This window comes from Glycomyces tritici, from assembly GCF_030403505.1.
Genome location: NZ_JAUEMJ010000001.1, coordinates 295513 through 310891, shown reverse-complemented (window position 1 = coordinate 310891; position 15379 = coordinate 295513). Strand labels below are relative to the sequence as shown.

The window sequence follows — 15379 nt, the reverse complement described above, 5'->3', positions numbered from 1 at the left end:
TAATTCATCAAGCGATGAATTAAGTTGTCGCGAGACACCCCAAGGAGCGCGCCATGTCAACCCAAGCGGACGTCATCGTCGTCGGAGCCGGCCCCACCGGCCTGCTGCTCGCGGGCGACCTCGCCGAAGCCGGCGTCAGCGTCCTCGTCCTCGAGAGCCGCGGCGCGGACCTCTCGAACCTCTCCCGGGCCTTCGGCGTCCACGCCCGCACCCTCGAGGAGTTCGACGCCCGCGGCCTCGCCGAGGAGCTCATCGCCTACGGCGGCGCCCAGCTGCCGGGCATCCGCCTGTTCAACCGCGTCACCCTCCACCTCGCCGAACTCGAGACCCGCTTCCCCTACCTCCTCATGACCCCGCAGTACAACGTCGAGGAGGTCCTGCGCCGCCGGGCCCTCGCGGCGGGCGCCGCGATCCTCTACGACCACAAGGTGACCGGAGTCGACCAGGCCGACGGCCGGGTCACCCTCCGCACCGTCAAGGGCGACTACACCGCCACCTACGCGGTCGGCGCCGACGGCGTCAAATCCGCCGTCCGCAAGGCCATCGGCATGCCCTACCCCGGCGAGGCCGTTCTGAAGTCGATCATGCTCGCGGACGTCAAACTCACCGATCCGCCCGCCGAGAGCCCCGCCATCCAGGGCATCAACGGCGCCTTCTGCTTCGTCGCCACCTTCGGCGACGAGTACTGGCGGGTCTTCGCCTGGAACGCGGCCGACCAGAAGGCCGACGACGAGCCGATCGAACTCGACGAGGTCAAGGAGGCCGCGCGCCTGGCCTTCGGCACCGACTTCGGCATGCACTCCCCGCGCTGGATCTCCCGCTTCCACTCCGACGAGCGCCAGGTCCCGAACTACCGCGACGGCGGCGTCTTCCTCGCCGGCGACGCCGCGCACTGCCACTCCCCGGCGGGCGGCCAGGGCATGAACACCGGCCTCCAGGACGCCGCGAACCTCTCGTGGAAGCTCGCCGCCGTCCTCAGAGGAGCGGACCCGGCCCTGCTCGACACCTACAACGCCGAGCGCCACCCCGTCGGCAAGGCCGTCCTGCGCTCCAGCGGCGCCATCATCCGCCTCGCCGCCGAGCGCTCGAAGGTCAAGGCGGCCATCGGCGGCCTCGCCGCCGCCACGGCGCTCCACATCAAGCCGATCGAGGCCAAGGCCATGGGCATGATCTCCGGCGTCGGCATCCACTACGGACACGAGAAGGGCGAGGACCAGCTGGTGGGCCACCGCGCCAACGACATCGCGCTCGCGGACGGCACCCGCCTCTACGAGGCGCTGCGCGGCGGCAGGTTCGTGGTCCTCGACAGCGCCGAGTCGTACGCGGCGGGCTTCGTCGCCGACGCCGCCTCGGCCGCCCCCGACGACACCGTCAAGATCGTCCGCCCCGACGCCTACATCGGCTGGGCGGGAGGGGACGACCCCGCCGCGATCCGGGCCTATCTGGAGGCCCACGCGGGCAGGAGCTGAACACCGAGCACCGAGCGGCGGTGGGCCCGGCCCGCCGCCGTCGGCGTGCCGGGTTAGGGCGTTTCGCATGGGGCCGAGGTGCATTCATGCCGTGTTCACCGGTTGCAGGTAGTTCGGTACGCGGCATTTGTCGTTCACTGACCCTCCACCCGGTTTCATCCTGAGATTCAGAGGTTCCATGACCACCATCCTCAGTAGACGGCATGTCCTCGGCGCGGGCCTCGCGGTCGGCGCCACCGCGGCCTCCTCCGGCGCCCTCGCCGGCGCCGCCCAGGCCGAAGAGAGCTTCGGCGGCTCCCTCATCGGCGCACCCCGGGGCGACCAGCTCCACCTCATCACCTTCAACCTCCGCTACGAGGGCGGCGACCCCTCGCCGCGCACCTGGGACGAGCGCCGCCCGCTCGTCAGGACCGTCCTCAAGCGCGAGAAGCCCACCGTCCTGTTCACACAGGAGGGGCTGTACGGCCAGAACCAGGACGTCCTCGAAGACCTCAAGGACCACGACTGGATCCACCTCGGCCGCCTCGGCGGCTCCAAGAGCGAGGCCACCGCGGTCTTCTGGGACCGGAAGCGCCTCAAGGTCCTCGAGTACGACCACCTGTGGCTCTCGGACACGCCGCTGCTCATCGGCTCCAAGAACTGGGGCAACAACGTCGTCCGGATGCTCACCTGGGTCCGCTTCCAGGACCTGCGCACCGGCGGCGACTTCTACGTGATCAACAACCACTTCGACCACCAATCCGAGGACTCGCGCCAGAAGGGCGCGCAGATGAACCTCGACGTCCTCAGCGCGTGGACCTCCCCGGTGATCGTCGCCGGGGACTTCAACAACACCCCCGACACCCCGATCCACCAGATCCTCACCGACGGCGGCCTCGTCGACACCATGCTCGCCGCCGAGGAGCCGGTCACGCCCGTCTACGGCACCTGGAACGGCTGGAACCCGGTCCCCACCGAGGAGGAGCGGCGCATCGACTGGATCCTCACCACCCCCGAGGTGCGCATTCTCAAAGCCGGCGTGAACACCTACGCCAAGGACGGGCGCACACCCTCCGACCACTGGGCCGTGCAGGCACTCGTCGAGCTCCCGTAAAGGACTCCGGGGCGGCGGCGGCGCGAATACCCTTGAAAAGGTGAACGACGCGCTGATCGCCGCCCCGGAGGGCTCGCGGAAAGACTGGGGACGCCCGCTGCTGGGCCCTGTCGATCCACCGTTCCTGCACGTCATGACTTACAACCTCAAGTCGGCCTCCGGCCGCGCCCCGCACTCGTGGTGGAAGCGCCGCCCGCTCGTCAAGGCCGTGCTCGAGAACGAGCTGCCCTCGATCATCTGCACCCAGGAGGGCCGCTTCCGCCAGCTCCTCGAACTCCGCGAGGACCTGGACGGCTACGACTGGGTCCACCTCGGCCGCGGCGGCGGCTCCCGCAGCGAGGCCACCGCGATCTTCTGGGACTCCTCCCGGCTCTTCCCGCTCGAATACGACCACCTCTGGCTCTCCAGGCGCCCCAACGTGATCGGCTCGCGCAACTGGGGGAGCGGCACCGTCCGGATGCTCACCTGGGTGCACTTGGAGGACCGCGCGACCGGACGCCGGCTCTACGTGGTCGACAACCACTTCGACCACCGCTCCGAGAAGGCCCGCCGCAAGGGCGCGCGCATACTCCTGGACACCATCGAGCGCTTCCTCGACCCGGTGGTCGTGGCCGGGGACTTCAACTGCGGCCCCGACTCCGCGACCTACCGGGCCCTGACCGGCGGCGGCCTCGAGGACGCCTGGGAGACCGCGGCCGAGCGCCTGACCCCGGACTGGGCCACGTTCAACCGCTGGCGCGCCCAGCCCACCGAGGGCCCCACCCGCATGGACTGGATCCTCGCCCGACCGAGCGCGGACTGCGCCGTCGAGGTCCACCAGGTCGGCGTCAACGCCTACACCGAAGGCGACGTGGCCCCCTCCGACCACTGGCCGGTGCAGGCGCTGCTCAGACTCGAGCCGCGGCGGGAGCGGACCTCGCACCGAGGAGCGCTCGGATCTCGCTGACCGCTGCTCTTCCGGCCCGGTTCGCGCCGACGGTGCTGGCCGACGGGCCGTAACCCACCAGGTGAACGCGCGGATCGGCCGCCACCCGCGTGCCTTCCATGACGATCCCGCCGCCGGAGCCGCGCAGCTTCAGCGGCGCGAGGTGGTCGAGCGCCGCCCGGAACCCGGTCGCCCACAGGATCGTGTCGACCGCGATGAAGCGGCCGCCGTTCCAGCGCAGACCGTCAGGCGTGATCTGGTCGAACATCGGGAGCCGGGCCAGGACGCCCGCCTCGCGCGCGGCCCGGATCGCGGGCGTCAGCGGCACCCCGGTGACGCTGATGACCGACTGCGGACGCAGGCCGCGCCGCACCCGCTCCTCGACCATCGCGACGGCCTCGCGACCCCGGTCCGGGTTGAAATCCCCTGAGCGCCAGTGCGGTTCGCGCCGCGTGATCCAGTGCGTGGACGCGGCGAGCGGGTCGATCTCGAGCAGGTGCTGAATCCCGGAGATCCCGCCGCCGACCACGGCGACGCGCTTCCCCGCGAACTCCTCGGGGCCGCGGTACTGCGCGGTGTGCAGCTGCCTGCCGCCGAACCGGTCCTGCCCGGCGTAGCGGGGCCAGAACGGGCGCTCCCAGGTGCCGGTGGCGTTGATGAGCGCGCGGGCGATCCAGGTGCCCCGGTCGGTGACGACCTCGAGCCGCTCGTCGGGGAGCGGCCGCACCGCGCTCACCGACACCGGGCGCTGCACGCGCAGGTCGAACTCGCGCTCGTAGTCGGTGAAGTACCGGGAGATCACGCCGGAGACGGGCGTGGCCGGATCGGGCTCGGGCACGTCCATGCCCGGCAGCCGGTACACGCCGTTGACGGTCGCGAACGTGAGGGTCGGCCAGCGGAACTGCCACGCGCCGCCCGCGTGCGGGGCGTGGTCGAGGACCGCGAACCCGGTCCCGGGCTCGAGGTGGCGGCGCAGGAAGTAGGCGGCCGAGAGCCCGGCCTGCCCGGCCCCGATGACGACGACCTCGACCTCGCGAATCACCTCTAGTGGAACGACCGCGCCGAGTGGGCGATTCCGCGAGGTGAGCCCCTTCACTCGCCGGGGGCCGGGAACCGCTGCTTCATCGTGAAGGCCTCGGCGGTCGGGCCCTTCTCGCGCAGGATCGTCAGCCGCTTCTCGGCCTCGGGCAGGGTCGGCCGGTGCCCGGCCGGGACCCACCACATCGCCGAGTACGCCTCGGCGAGGTGGGCGAACCACTCGCGCCGCCCCTTGAGCATCGCGCGGTGCGCGGGCCCGAAGACGTAGGCGTGCAAGGCCTCCGGCGAGGTCCACACCGAGAGGTTCACCGCGAGCCACTCGTCGCCGAACACCCGGAAGTCGGTCGCGTCGGCCCCGCCCTCGTCGACCAGGCGCCACACGAACCCCTCGGCCGCATCGGCGACGGCGTTCACCTCCTCCAGTCTGGAGGTGAACCCGTGCATCACCTCGCTGTCGAAGGGCGCCAGAATCCGCCCGATGTTCACCTGCGCCAGTTCGAATCCCGCACTCATGCCGAAAAGCCTGCCAGCGCCCCGACACCGCCGTCAACGGCCGGGACCGAAACCCAGTCGCACCCCAGTCGACCGGGTTCTGCGGCCCGGCCTCAATCGGCGAGCGGCGTCAGGAACTCGAGCCGGTTGCCGAACGGGTCGCGGGCGTAGCAGCGCCGGTAGCCGATGAAGTCCGCGTCCCATGCGACCGGGCACCCGGCGGCTTCGAGGCGGGCGGCGAGCGCGTCGAGGTCGGCGACGAGGATGCCGGGGTGGGCCTTCGCGGAGGGCACGTGGCCCGCTTCGACGCCGAGGTGGAGTTCGAGGGCGTCGGTGCGCAGCCACAGGCCGCCGCGTTTGGCGAGCTCCGGCGGCTTCCCGACCTCGGTCATGCCGAGGACCCCGATGTAGAACGCACGGGCGGCGTCCTCGCCCGCGGGGCGTATGGCCAGTTGCACGTGGTGGACGCCGTAGCCGAACGGCGAGGTGCCGCGCTGGTCGTTCATGGTGCGCTCCTTTGCGAACGGTGCGGGCACGCCGGGGAGGGCGGGCGCCGGGCCCCGGCCGAGTTCCGGTGGGGGACGAGTGAGGGGCGGACCGTCGCCGGTCCGCCCCTCACCCGTTCACAGCGCTAGCTCGCCAGCAGTCCGCGGAGGACGTACTGGAGGATGCCGCCGTTGCGGTAGTACTCGGCCTCGCCCGGGGTGTCCAGGCGGACCACGGCCTCGAAGGTGGTCTCGGTGCCTTCGGGGCTCACGGCGGTCACGGTGACCGTGGCGGGGATGCCGTCGTTGATCGCGGTGACGCCCGCGATCGAGACGGTCTCCTCGCCGGTGAGGCCGAGGCTCTGGTGCGACTCGCCTTCGGGGAACTGGAGCGGGAGGACGCCCATGCCGATGAGGTTCGAGCGGTGGATGCGCTCGTACGACTCGGCGATGACGGCCTTGACGCCCAGCAGGCGGGTGCCCTTCGCGGCCCAGTCGCGGCTGGAGCCGGTGCCGTACTCCTTGCCGGCGAAGACGACCAGCGGGGTCCCTTCGGCGGCGTAGTTCTGGCAGGCGTCGTAGATGGTCGAGACGGGGCCGCCGGCCTGGGTGAAGTCGCGGGTCCAGCCGCCTTCGGTGCCCGGCGCGAGCTGGTTGCGCAGGCGGATGTTCGCGAAGGTGCCGCGGACCATGACCTCGTGGTTGCCGCGCCGCGAGCCGTACGAGTTGAAGTCGGCCGGGGAGACGCCCTGGTCCTTCAGGTACGAGCCGGCGGGCGAGTCGGCCTTGATGGAGCCGGCGGGGGAGATGTGGTCGGTCGTGACCGAGTCCCCGAGCTTCGCCATGACGCGGGCGCCCGTGATGTCCTCGACGGCGGCCGGGGTGGCCGGCATGCCCTCGAAGTAGGGGGCCTTGCGCACGTAGGTCGAGTCGTCGTCCCACTCGAAGGTGTTGCCGGTCGGGATCGGCAGGGACTGCCAGGTCTCGTCGCCGTCGAAGACGGAGGCGTACTCCTTGAGGAACATGTCGCGGCCGATGTTGCCGTCGACGACCTCGCGGATGTCCTCGGCGGTGGGCCAGATGTCGCGCAGGAACACGTCCTGGCCGTCCTTGCCCTTGCCGATCGGGTCGGTCGTGAGGTTCACGTCCATGGTGCCGGCGAGCGCGTAGGCGACGACCAGCGGCGGGGACGCGAGGTAGTTCATCTTGATGTCGGGGTTGATGCGGCCCTCGAAGTTGCGGTTGCCCGAGAGGACCGCCGCGACGGCGAGGTCGCCGGCCTGGACCGCGGCCGAGGTCTCCTCGGGGAGCGGGCCGGAGTTGCCGATGCAGGTGGTGCAGCCGTAGCCGACGAGGTTGAACCCGAGCTTGTCGAGGTACGGGGAGAGACCGGCGCGGTTCAGGTAGCCGGTGACGACCTGCGAGCCCGGCGCGAGGGAGGTCTTGACCCACGGCTTGGAGAGCAGGCCGGCCTCGACGGCGTTCTTGGCGAGCAGGCCCGCGCCGACCATGACGTACGGGTTCGAGGTGTTGGTGCACGAGGTGATCGCGGCGATCACGACGGCGCCGTGGTCGAGCTCGAACTCGCCGGTCTCGGACTTGACGGTCTGCGGGTTGTGCGGGCGGGAGCCGTTCGCCTTCTCGGCCGGGGCGTCCGAGCCCGGGAAGGACTCTTCGCCGGCTTCGTCGTGGACGTAGTTGGCGACGTCGCGGCGCCACTGGTGCCCGGCGTGGTCGAGCTGGATGCGGTCCTGCGGGCGCTTCGGGCCGGCGATGGAGGGCACGACGGTGGAGAGGTCGAGTTCGAGGTACTCGGAGTACGCGGCCTCCTTCGACGGGTCGTGCCACATGCCCTGGGCCTTGGCGTAGGCCTCGACGAGGGCGATCTGCTCGTCGCTGCGGCCGGTGAGGCGCAGGTAGTCGACGGTGCGCTCGTCGATGGGGAAGATGCCGCAGGTGGAGCCGAACTCGGGGGCCATGTTGCCGAGGGTGGAGCGGTCGGCGACGGGCACCGCGGTGACGCCTTCGCCGTAGAACTCGACGAACTTGCCGACGACGCCGTGGTCGCGGAGGATCTCGGTGATGGTGAGCACGAGGTCGGTGGCGGTGGTGCCGGCCGGGAGGTCGCCGGAGAGCTTGAAGCCGACGACGCGCGGGATGAGCATGGAGATCGGCTGGCCGAGCATCGCGGCTTCGGCCTCGATGCCGCCGACGCCCCAGCCGAGGACGCCGATGCCGTTCTCCATGGTGGTGTGGGAGTCGGTGCCGACGCAGGTGTCGGGGTAGGCGACGCCGTCGCGGGTCATGACGACGCGCGCGAGGTGCTCGATGTTGACCTGGTGGACGATGCCGGTGCCGGGCGGGACGACCTTGAACTCGTCGAAGGCGGTCTGGCCCCAGCGCAGGAACTGGTAGCGCTCGCGGTTGCGCTCGTACTCGCGCTCGACGTTGCGCTTGAAGGAGTCGGGGTGCCCGAAGAAGTCGACGATCACGGAGTGGTCGATGACCATCTCGGCGGGCGCGAGGGGGTTGACCTTGGCCGGGTCGCCGCCGAGGTCGCGGACGGCCTCGCGCATGGTGGCGAGGTCGACGACGCAGGGGACGCCGGTGAAGTCCTGCATGATCACGCGGGCGGGCGTGAACTGGATCTCGGTGCTGGGCTTGGCGGCGGGGTCCCAGGAGCCGAGCGCCCGGATGTGGTCGGCGGTGATGTCGGCGCCGTCCTCGTTGCGCAGCAGGTTCTCGAGGAGGACCTTGAGGCTGTACGGCAGCCGGTCGTGTCCCTCGACCTTCGCGATGTTGAAGATGTCGTATTCGTGTTCGCCGACCCGCAGCGTCTCGCGGGCGCCGAAGGAGTCCGTACTCACCATGAGAGCTCCTCGATTCAGGATTTGAAGGTCGGCTTCAGTCTGCCCCAACCTGAAGGGCCGGGAACCGGGGTCGGGCAGAGCCGCCGACTCTAAAACAGTACGTCCGTCTTATTTAACGGACCCAACTGTAGCACCCGGCGTTTCAAAGGGGTTGCTTAGCCGAGCCTAACGAGGGGCTGCGAGGCGGTGCCCCGCTGCGGGGCAACGCGTCCGGGTCGCCGGGAACGTTGAAGGCCGACGGCGGCAGGCGATTTGGTGTGCGGTGCGCCTGCCACCGTCGGCCCGGTGCGGTGGATATAAGTCTTAATTCGGACTATACGCTTCGGACTCACGGGCCTGACACGGGCCCTGTGACGTCCGTCGCCACCAGCGGTTACACGGTCGGGCTCTGCGAGGTCTACGCCTTCGGAAGCGTCGGCAGGCGGGGTCCCGCCTGGCGCTGCTCGCCGAGCCAGGACTCCACCTCGTCCGAGGTGCGGGGCAGCCCTGCCGAGAGGTTCTCGCAGCCCTCGGCGGTGACCCGCACGTCGTCCTCGATGCGGATGCCGACGCCGCGCAGCTCCTCGGGCACCAGCTCGTCGTTGGCCTGGAAGTACAGTCCCGGCTCCACGGTGAGCACGAAGTCCTCCTGCACGGCGCCCTTGTAGTAGTGCTCGGGGCGCGAGTTCGCACAGTCGTGCACGTCGAGGCCGAGCATGTGGCCGAAGCCGTGCAGGGTCCAGCGGCGGTAGATCAGCGAGTCCTTGTCCAGCGCCTCGTCGACCGAGCCGGGCAGGACCCCGAGGCCCTTGAGGCCCTCGGCCAGCACCCGCATGCAGGTCTGGTGGATCTCCTGGAACTCGGTGCCGGGCTTGATGACGTCCATGCCCGCCTGCTGCGAGGCGTGCACGATGTCGTACACCTCCCGCTGCAGCGGAGTGAACCGGCCGCTCACCGGCAGGGTCCGCGTGACGTCCGCGGTGTACAGGTGGTTGTTCTCCACGCCCATGTCCATGAGGATCAGCTCGCCCGGCGTGGTGCGGCCGTCGTTGGTGATCCAGTGCAGGGTCGTCGCGTGCGATCCGGCGCCCACGATCGAGTCGTACCCGAGGCCGTTGCCCTCCAGGCGCGACCGCAGCCCGAACACGCCTTCCAGGGCGCGCTCGGGGATCGAGCCGCTCGAGGGCAGCACGCGCGCCACGTCCTCGAAGCCGCGCACGGTGATGTCGATCGCGTCCTGCAGCTGCTCCAGCTCCCACGCGTCCTTGACCAGGCGCAGCTCCGAGAGCACCGCGGCGAGTTCGCCGTCGCGGGTCATCAGCGGGTGGCCTTCGGCGCCCAGGGCCGGCTCCTCGGCCGCGAAGTGCGCGTCCACGCCGGCGTCGAAGCCGCGCAGCACGCGCACCTTGCCGCGCTCCAGGCCGTGCAGCTCGCTCTCCAGGCGCTCCACGTCGCGGACCTCGATGCCCAGCTCGACACTGGTCTCCTGCAGGGAGCGCTTGCGGCCGATCCACAGCTCGCCGTATTTCGCGGAGCGGAAGAACTCGTCCGAGTCGTAGCCCTTGCGCGGGCGCCGGTACAGCACCGCGTCGTGGCCGGACCCGTTCGAGTGCAGCACCAGCACGCCCTCGGGGTCGAGGTCGCCGGTGAGCCACGCGAAGTCCGAGCCCGCGCGGAAGCGGAAGAAGGTGTCGTTCGAGCGGGTCTTCTCGGCCCCCGTGGGGACGATGACCGTCTCGCCCGGGAAGGCCGCCGAGACCGCCTCGCGGCGGCGGGCCGTGTAGGGCGCCTGGGCCGACTCGGCCACGTCGAGCTCCGTCGCGCCCCAGCCCGTGCGCATGAAGTTCAGGAACTTCTCGGGGAACTTGGGGTCGTGGGGCCGCTCGCCGGACTTCTTCTCAGCCATGACAGGTCCTTCCCAACCGTGTGCACTGCGCCAATGTTCGGCTCGCAAGCTTCGCCGAAGTGAGGTGGATGTGCCTCAACACGACCGTACTACTGACGTGAGACCGCGATGGCGGCTAGTGCGAACGGCCGAGCCACCGCTACCCTGGAAATCGTGACCGATCGCGCCAATTCGTCGCTCAATCCTCCCGCCGGCGCGGGTGCCGGGCCCACGAGGCCGAGCGTCACGCTCTCCGGCTCCCAGCTCGAGCAGATCCGCCGCCTCGTCGCGGTCGGGCGGGCCTCCTCGGTCGACGAGTACGTCGCCGCCGCCGTCGCCGAGCGCCTCGAGCGCGACCGCTCGCTCAGCGAGCTCCAGGACCTCTTCGAGCGCAAGGGCAGCGCCCCCAGCGCCGAGCACCTGGCGTGGGCCCGCGAGAAGCTCGGCGTCGACGACAAAGAAGGAGAGGCCGATACGTGATCGGCGGCCGCATCCTGGACGTGTCCGCCATCGTCGGTTTCGCCACCTCCATGCCGTACCCGCAGGCCGTCGTCTTCACCGCGCTCGAGCAGAACGTGGTCCTCGCGATCCCCTCCGGGGCCCTCGCCGAGGCCTGGTCGCAGGCCCGCCGCCGCGACCGCGACGCCCTGCTCGTGCTCCTCGGCCTCCCCGTCACCGTCGTGATGGACCTCGACCAGAAGTCCGCCCGCGACGTCGGCCTCATGCTCTCGCGCTCGCGCCAGCACGGCAACATCGCCGCCGGACACGTCGCGTGGTGTGGCCTGAACCGCCCCGGCTGGCCCATCGTGACGGGCGAGCCGAAGACGCTGCTTGCATTCGACTCGAGCCTCGAGATCGACCAATTGCCTTGAGCCGTGAACCGAAGGACAATGGAGGAGCGCGCGTGACCGCCGTACAGGAGCAGACCATGAGCGATCTCGGTCGACTTGACTACCGACCCCGCAAGTCCCGCATCGGCGCCTGGATCGGGGCGGCCGTCGCGTTCGGCGGCTTCACCGCCCTCTCCTTCACCCTCGGCGAGCAGACCTACGAGGGCGGCGCGATCACCTGGGTCGACCAGATCGCCATGATCGGCCTCGGCGTCATCGGGGCCGGCATCGCCCTCAGCTTCCTGCGCCTGCGCGTGCGCGCCGACGAGAAGGGCATCGAGGTGACCAACGTCGCCTCCAAGCGCTACTTCCCGTGGCAGGTCGTCACCGCGATCAACTTCACGGACAAGATGACTTGGGCCACCGTGGAACTCGCGGACGACGACGAGATGTCGATCATGGCCGTACAGGTCAGCGACAAGGAACGGGCTGTGGCGGCGATCAAACACCTGCGAGCGCTCTTGGAGCAGTCCCGCAGCTAGGTGCTAGTATTGCGTGTCGATCGCACCGTGCCATCCAGTATGGCGAGCGGTGCCGCAAGCGGAGTCCAGCTCCCACCCGCAGCCGGGACCCCCTCACGGGGGATCCGACAGGTGAACGGGTCACGTACGGCGACATGATCGCCGTGCCCTTGGAGTGGACCCTGGCTGACGCCGGGGTCTTTTCTTTTGGGGACCTCACTCGCGTGAGGCCTGTGCTGGGTCACGCTTGCACCGACAAGCCGCCGGGGCTCCCGCCCCGACGACCGGAACAGCCACAGGGGCGCCGATGTTGACATCGGCGAGAATCGCGAACCAAGGAGGCCCCATCAGCGATCTGCGTATTAACGACCAGATTCGGACCAAGGAAGTGCGCCTGGTCGGCCCGGCAGGAGAGCAGGTCGGCATCGTGTCGATCGACAAGGCTCTGCAGCTGGCCGCCGACGTCGACCTGGACCTGGTCGAAGTCGCACCCACCGCCCGCCCGCCGGTCTGCAAGCTCATGGACTACGGCAAGTACAAGTACGAGTCCGCCCAGAAGGCCCGCGCCTCGCGCCGGAACCAGCAGCAGACCGTCATCAAAGAGATGAAGCTCCGGCCGAAGATCGACAAGCACGACTACGAGACCAAAAAGGGTCACATCGTGCGGTTCCTCACGGCCGGGGACAAGGTCAAGATCACCATCATGTTCCGCGGTCGCGAGCAGTCGCGCCCTGAGCTCGGCCGGCGCCTGCTGGACAAGCTCGCGGAAGAGCTGTCCGACCTCGCGATCATCGAATCGGCCGCGAAGCAGGACGGCCGCAACATGATCATGGTCGTGGCTCCGATCCGCCCCAAGGGCGAGATCATCAAGGCCAGCGGCGGCAGCGGTGGCGGCGGACGCAAGAGCCGCGGCGGCGACGCCGAGGCGGCCCCGGCCGCGGCCCCTGAGGAGACTCCGGCGGAGGCTCCCGAGGAGGTCGCCGCGGAGGCTCCTGCGGAAGCCCCGGACGAGGCGCCTGCAGAGGCACCCGCCACGGAGCCCGCCGAGAAGCAGCCCGAGGCCTGACCCCGAGCACCTGACTCACCGGCCGGACGCGGGCGCCGTAGCGCGCCCGCCCCGACCGGCATTGAACACAGAGGAGAAGCACGATGCCGAAGATGAAGACCCACAGCGGTGCCAAGAAGCGGTTCAAGGTGACCGGCTCCGGCAAGCTGATGCGCCGCAAGGCCGGCAAGAACCACCTCATGGAGCACAAGAGCGGTCGGTTCAAGCGCGAGCAGCAGGGCCGCGGCGAAGTCGCCCCCGCCGACCAGAAGCAGGTCCGGAAGCTGCTGGGCCTCTAGCCCGCTCCGTTTGACCACCCATCCGCTTTAAACGCAAGGAGACTGAACTGTGGCACGCGTCAAGCGTTCGGTGAACGCCAAGAAGAAGCGCCGCGTCGTACTCGAAGAGGCCAAGGGTTACCGCGGGCAGCGCTCGCGCCTGTACCGCAAGGCCAAGGAGCAGCTGCTCCACTCGTACACGTACTCGTACCGCGACCGCAAGAACCGCAAGCGCGAGTTCCGCAAGCTGTGGATCACCCGCATCAACGCGGCCGCCCGCGCGAACGGCATCACCTACAACCGCTTCATGCAGGGCCTGTCCCTCGCCGAGGTCGAGGTGGACCGCAAGATCCTCGCCGAGCTGGCCGTCAACGACGCGGCGGCGTTCACCGCCCTCGTCGAGGTCGCCCGCAAGGCCCTCCCCGCGGACGTCAACGCTCCCGCCGAGCAGTAGATGCAACTTGACCCACCCGGGACGGACGCGCTCACCGCGCGGTCGTCCCGGGTCGTCAATGCCCGCAAGCTCCAGCGCCGCCGCGCCCGCGACAAGGCCGAGCGCTTCCTCGCCGAAGGGCCCCAGGCCGTCCGCGAGGCCATCGGCGCCGGAGTGGTGGAAGACCTCTTCTACGACCTCGACGCCGACACGCGCCACTCGGACCTGATCGATGCCGCCGTCACCGCGGGCGCCCACGTGCACGCGTGCACCGACGACGGCCTGGCCGCGCTGGCCGAGACCGTGACCCCGCAGGGGCTCGTCGCGGTCTGCAGGTTCCTCGATCAGTCGCTTCCCGAGGAGCCGGCCCTGGTCGCGGTCCTCCACGGCATCACCGACCCGGGCAACGCCGGCACGGTGCTGCGCGCCGCCGATGCGGCCGGCGCCGACTGCGTGGTCTTCGCCACCGACTCGGTCGACCCGTACAACGGCAAGTGCGTGCGCTCCTCCGCCGGGAGCCTGTTCCACCTGCCGGTGGTCCGGGCGGCGGACACGGCCGACGCGCTCGACCTCTTCCCGCACGCCCAGATCCTCGCCGCTGCGGCCGACGGGGACGACCTGTACGCCCTGGACAGTGCCGGAGACCTGGCCGCGCCCACGGTGTGGCTGTTCGGCTCCGAGGCCCACGGCCTCGACGAGGCCACCGCTGCTTTGGCGCACCGCAAGGTGGGCGTCCCGATCTGGGGCAAGGCCGAGAGCCTGAACCTGGCCGTCGCGGCCGGGGTTTGCCTTTACGCGAGTGCGGCCGCCCAGCGCCGGAAGTTAGACTCGTGGCATGTCGATCGGCTCTCGCGAATTTATCCAGCCCGCCGGGTGCGGGCTGTGGCGTTAGTCGTCCACGTCTCCCTAGCGGGCTGCGGCCGAGCCGCCTGCCTTTTCTAGACTCCTTTAGGTCCCGCCAGGAGAAAGACGTTATGAGCACAGACATTGAGGCTGGCCTGCTCCAGCCCGAGGCCCTCGCCGGGGCCGTCAAGGACGCCGCCGCGATCATCGCGGCCGCCTCCAACCTTGAGGAACTCGCCGCCGCCAAGTCCGCCACGCTTGGCGACAAGGCACCGGTTTCCTTGGCCCGCAGGGCGATCGGTTCGATCCCGGGCAAGGAGCGCGGTGAGGCCGGCCGCAACGTGAACGCCGCCCGCACCGAGATCACCGGCCTGTACGAGGCCCGCGAGGAGATCCTCAAGGCCGCCGAGGCCGCGCGCATCCTCCGCGAGGAGACCGTCGACGTCACGGCCCGCACGGCCCGCCGCCGCGAAGGCGCGCGCCACCCGATCAACGTCCAGATGGACCGCATCGCCGACCTGTTCGTCGCCATGGGCTACGAGATCGGCGAAGGCCCCGAGGTCGAGCTCGAGTGGTTCAACTTCGACGCGCTCAACATCCACCCCGACCACCCGGCCCGGACCATGATGGACACGTTCCACATCGCCGACGGCAAGGGCGAGTACGGCTCGAACATGGTGCTGCGCACGCACACCTCCACCGTGCAGATCCACACGATGCTCACGCAGGAGCCGCCGATCTACACGGTCGCGCCCGGCCGCGTGTACCGCACCGACGAGGTCGACGCGACGCACTCGCCGGTGTTCCACCAGACCGAGGGCCTCGTGGTCGACAAGGGCATCACCATGGCCGACCTCAAGGGCACGCTCGACCACTTCGCGAAGTCGGTCTTCGGGGACGAGGCCGTCACGCGCCTGCGCCCCTCGTACTTCCCGTTCACCGAGCCGAGCGCCGAGGTCGACGTCTGGTTCGCCGCGCACAAGGACGGGCCGCGCTGGATCGAGTGGGGCGGCTGCGGCATGGTCAACCCGCGCGTGCTGCGCGCCTGCGGGATCGACCCCGACGTGTACTCGGGCTTCGCGTTCGGGATGGGCGTGGAGCGCGCGCTCATGCTGCGCCACGGCATCACCGACCTGCGCGACATCATCGACGGCGACGTCCGGTTCCCCGCCGGGCTGAAGGTGGAGGAGTAG

Annotated in this window: 16 protein-coding genes; 11 read left to right on the top strand and 5 right to left on the bottom strand. The window is 70.1% G+C overall.

Features of this window, described 5'->3' with window-relative positions; all coding sequences use genetic code 11:
• The first annotated feature begins 53 nt into the window (after positions 1-53).
• The 3 genes from QWI33_RS01445 to QWI33_RS01435 all read left to right on the top strand — a co-directional run bounded on the left by QWI33_RS01445 (position 54) and on the right by QWI33_RS01435 (position 3508).
• A complete protein-coding gene (locus tag QWI33_RS01445; RefSeq protein ID WP_289954153.1) occupies positions 54-1469 on the top strand; it encodes an FAD-dependent monooxygenase in 1416 nt (471 codons plus the stop codon).
• 178 nt (positions 1470-1647) lie between these two features.
• Positions 1648-2562 (top strand): endonuclease/exonuclease/phosphatase family protein, encoded by a 915-nt coding sequence (locus QWI33_RS01440; RefSeq protein WP_289954152.1) that lies wholly within the window; start codon positions 1648-1650, stop codon positions 2560-2562.
• A gap of 40 nt (positions 2563-2602) precedes the next feature.
• Positions 2603-3508: an endonuclease/exonuclease/phosphatase family protein gene (locus QWI33_RS01435; RefSeq protein WP_289954151.1), complete on the top strand. Its 906-nt coding sequence runs from the start codon at positions 2603-2605 to the stop codon at positions 3506-3508.
• Here QWI33_RS01435 and QWI33_RS01430 read toward each other — a convergent pair.
• The 5 genes from QWI33_RS01430 to QWI33_RS01410 form a co-directional block, all read right to left on the bottom strand.
• The gene (locus QWI33_RS01430) at positions 3450-4526 is read right to left on the bottom strand and encodes an NAD(P)-binding domain-containing protein (RefSeq protein ID WP_353895367.1); all 1077 of its coding nucleotides are present in this window, start codon (positions 4524-4526) and stop codon (positions 3450-3452) included. The two genes, QWI33_RS01435 and QWI33_RS01430, sit on opposite strands and share 59 nt — an antisense overlap.
• Positions 4527-4579: 53 nt before the next feature.
• Positions 4580-5038: a DUF3291 domain-containing protein gene (locus QWI33_RS01425; RefSeq protein WP_289954149.1), complete on the bottom strand. Its 459-nt coding sequence runs from the start codon at positions 5036-5038 to the stop codon at positions 4580-4582.
• A gap of 92 nt (positions 5039-5130) precedes the next feature.
• Positions 5131-5523, bottom strand: a complete 393-nt coding sequence (locus tag QWI33_RS01420) for a VOC family protein (RefSeq protein ID WP_289954148.1) — start codon at positions 5521-5523, stop codon at positions 5131-5133.
• Between the two features lie 125 nt (positions 5524-5648).
• Positions 5649-8369 carry an aconitate hydratase AcnA gene (gene acnA, locus QWI33_RS01415; RefSeq protein ID WP_353895366.1) on the bottom strand — a complete coding sequence of 907 codons (2721 nt, stop codon included), beginning with the start codon at positions 8367-8369 and terminating at the stop codon, positions 5649-5651.
• Between the two features lie 400 nt (positions 8370-8769).
• Positions 8770-10257: an aminopeptidase P family protein gene (locus QWI33_RS01410; RefSeq protein ID WP_289954145.1), complete on the bottom strand. Its 1488-nt coding sequence runs from the start codon at positions 10255-10257 to the stop codon at positions 8770-8772.
• Positions 10258-10410: 153 nt separating this feature from the next.
• On the opposite strand from QWI33_RS01410, the gene QWI33_RS01405 reads away from it, so the two are divergent.
• The 8 genes from QWI33_RS01405 (at position 10411) to pheS (ending at position 15379) form a co-directional block, all read left to right on the top strand.
• Positions 10411-10716: a ribbon-helix-helix domain-containing protein gene (locus tag QWI33_RS01405; RefSeq protein ID WP_289954144.1), complete on the top strand. Its 306-nt coding sequence runs from the start codon at positions 10411-10413 to the stop codon at positions 10714-10716.
• The gene (locus tag QWI33_RS01400) at positions 10713-11108 is read left to right on the top strand and encodes a hypothetical protein (protein WP_112140276.1); all 396 of its coding nucleotides are present in this window, start codon (positions 10713-10715) and stop codon (positions 11106-11108) included. The genes QWI33_RS01405 and QWI33_RS01400 overlap by 4 nt, the downstream gene beginning before the upstream one ends.
• A gap of 32 nt (positions 11109-11140) precedes the next feature.
• Complete coding sequence (locus QWI33_RS01395) at positions 11141-11608, top strand: PH domain-containing protein (protein ID WP_289954135.1); 468 nt, start codon at positions 11141-11143, stop codon at positions 11606-11608.
• Positions 11609-11948: 340 nt separating this feature from the next.
• Complete coding sequence (gene infC, locus QWI33_RS01390; protein ID WP_353895365.1) at positions 11949-12653, top strand: translation initiation factor IF-3; 705 nt, start codon at positions 11949-11951, stop codon at positions 12651-12653.
• 83 nt (positions 12654-12736) lie between these two features.
• Positions 12737-12931, top strand: a complete 195-nt coding sequence (gene rpmI, locus QWI33_RS01385; RefSeq protein ID WP_270114111.1) for a 50S ribosomal protein L35 — start codon at positions 12737-12739, stop codon at positions 12929-12931.
• Positions 12932-12980: 49 nt separating this feature from the next.
• Entirely contained in the window at positions 12981-13364 is a 384-nt protein-coding gene (rplT, locus tag QWI33_RS01380; protein ID WP_289954131.1) for a 50S ribosomal protein L20, read from the top strand.
• Positions 13365-14285, top strand: coding sequence for a TrmH family RNA methyltransferase (locus QWI33_RS01375; RefSeq protein WP_289954129.1), 921 nt, complete (start codon positions 13365-13367; stop codon positions 14283-14285).
• A 32-nt stretch (positions 14286-14317) separates the two neighbouring features.
• Positions 14318-15379 (top strand): phenylalanine--tRNA ligase subunit alpha, encoded by a 1062-nt coding sequence (pheS, locus tag QWI33_RS01370; RefSeq protein WP_289954127.1) that lies wholly within the window; start codon positions 14318-14320, stop codon positions 15377-15379.

What these genes read in the sequence shown, in the direction of transcription:
- QWI33_RS01445 (WP_289954153.1), top strand. Translation starts at nt 54, where the DNA reads ATGTCAACCCAAGCGGACGTCATCGTCGTCGGAGCCGGCCCCACCGGC.
- QWI33_RS01440 (WP_289954152.1), top strand. Translation starts at nt 1,648, where the DNA reads ATGACCACCATCCTCAGTAGACGGCATGTCCTCGGCGCGGGCCTCGCG.
- QWI33_RS01425 (WP_289954149.1), bottom strand. Translation starts at nt 5,038, where the DNA reads ATGAGTGCGGGATTCGAACTGGCGCAGGTGAACATCGGGCGGATTCTG.
- QWI33_RS01420 (WP_289954148.1), bottom strand. Translation starts at nt 5,523, where the DNA reads ATGAACGACCAGCGCGGCACCTCGCCGTTCGGCTACGGCGTCCACCAC.
- QWI33_RS01410 (WP_289954145.1), bottom strand. Translation starts at nt 10,257, where the DNA reads ATGGCTGAGAAGAAGTCCGGCGAGCGGCCCCACGACCCCAAGTTCCCC.
- rpmI (WP_270114111.1), top strand. Translation starts at nt 12,737, where the DNA reads ATGCCGAAGATGAAGACCCACAGCGGTGCCAAGAAGCGGTTCAAGGTG.
- QWI33_RS01375 (WP_289954129.1), top strand. Translation starts at nt 13,365, where the DNA reads ATGCAACTTGACCCACCCGGGACGGACGCGCTCACCGCGCGGTCGTCC.
- pheS (WP_289954127.1), top strand. Translation starts at nt 14,318, where the DNA reads ATGAGCACAGACATTGAGGCTGGCCTGCTCCAGCCCGAGGCCCTCGCC.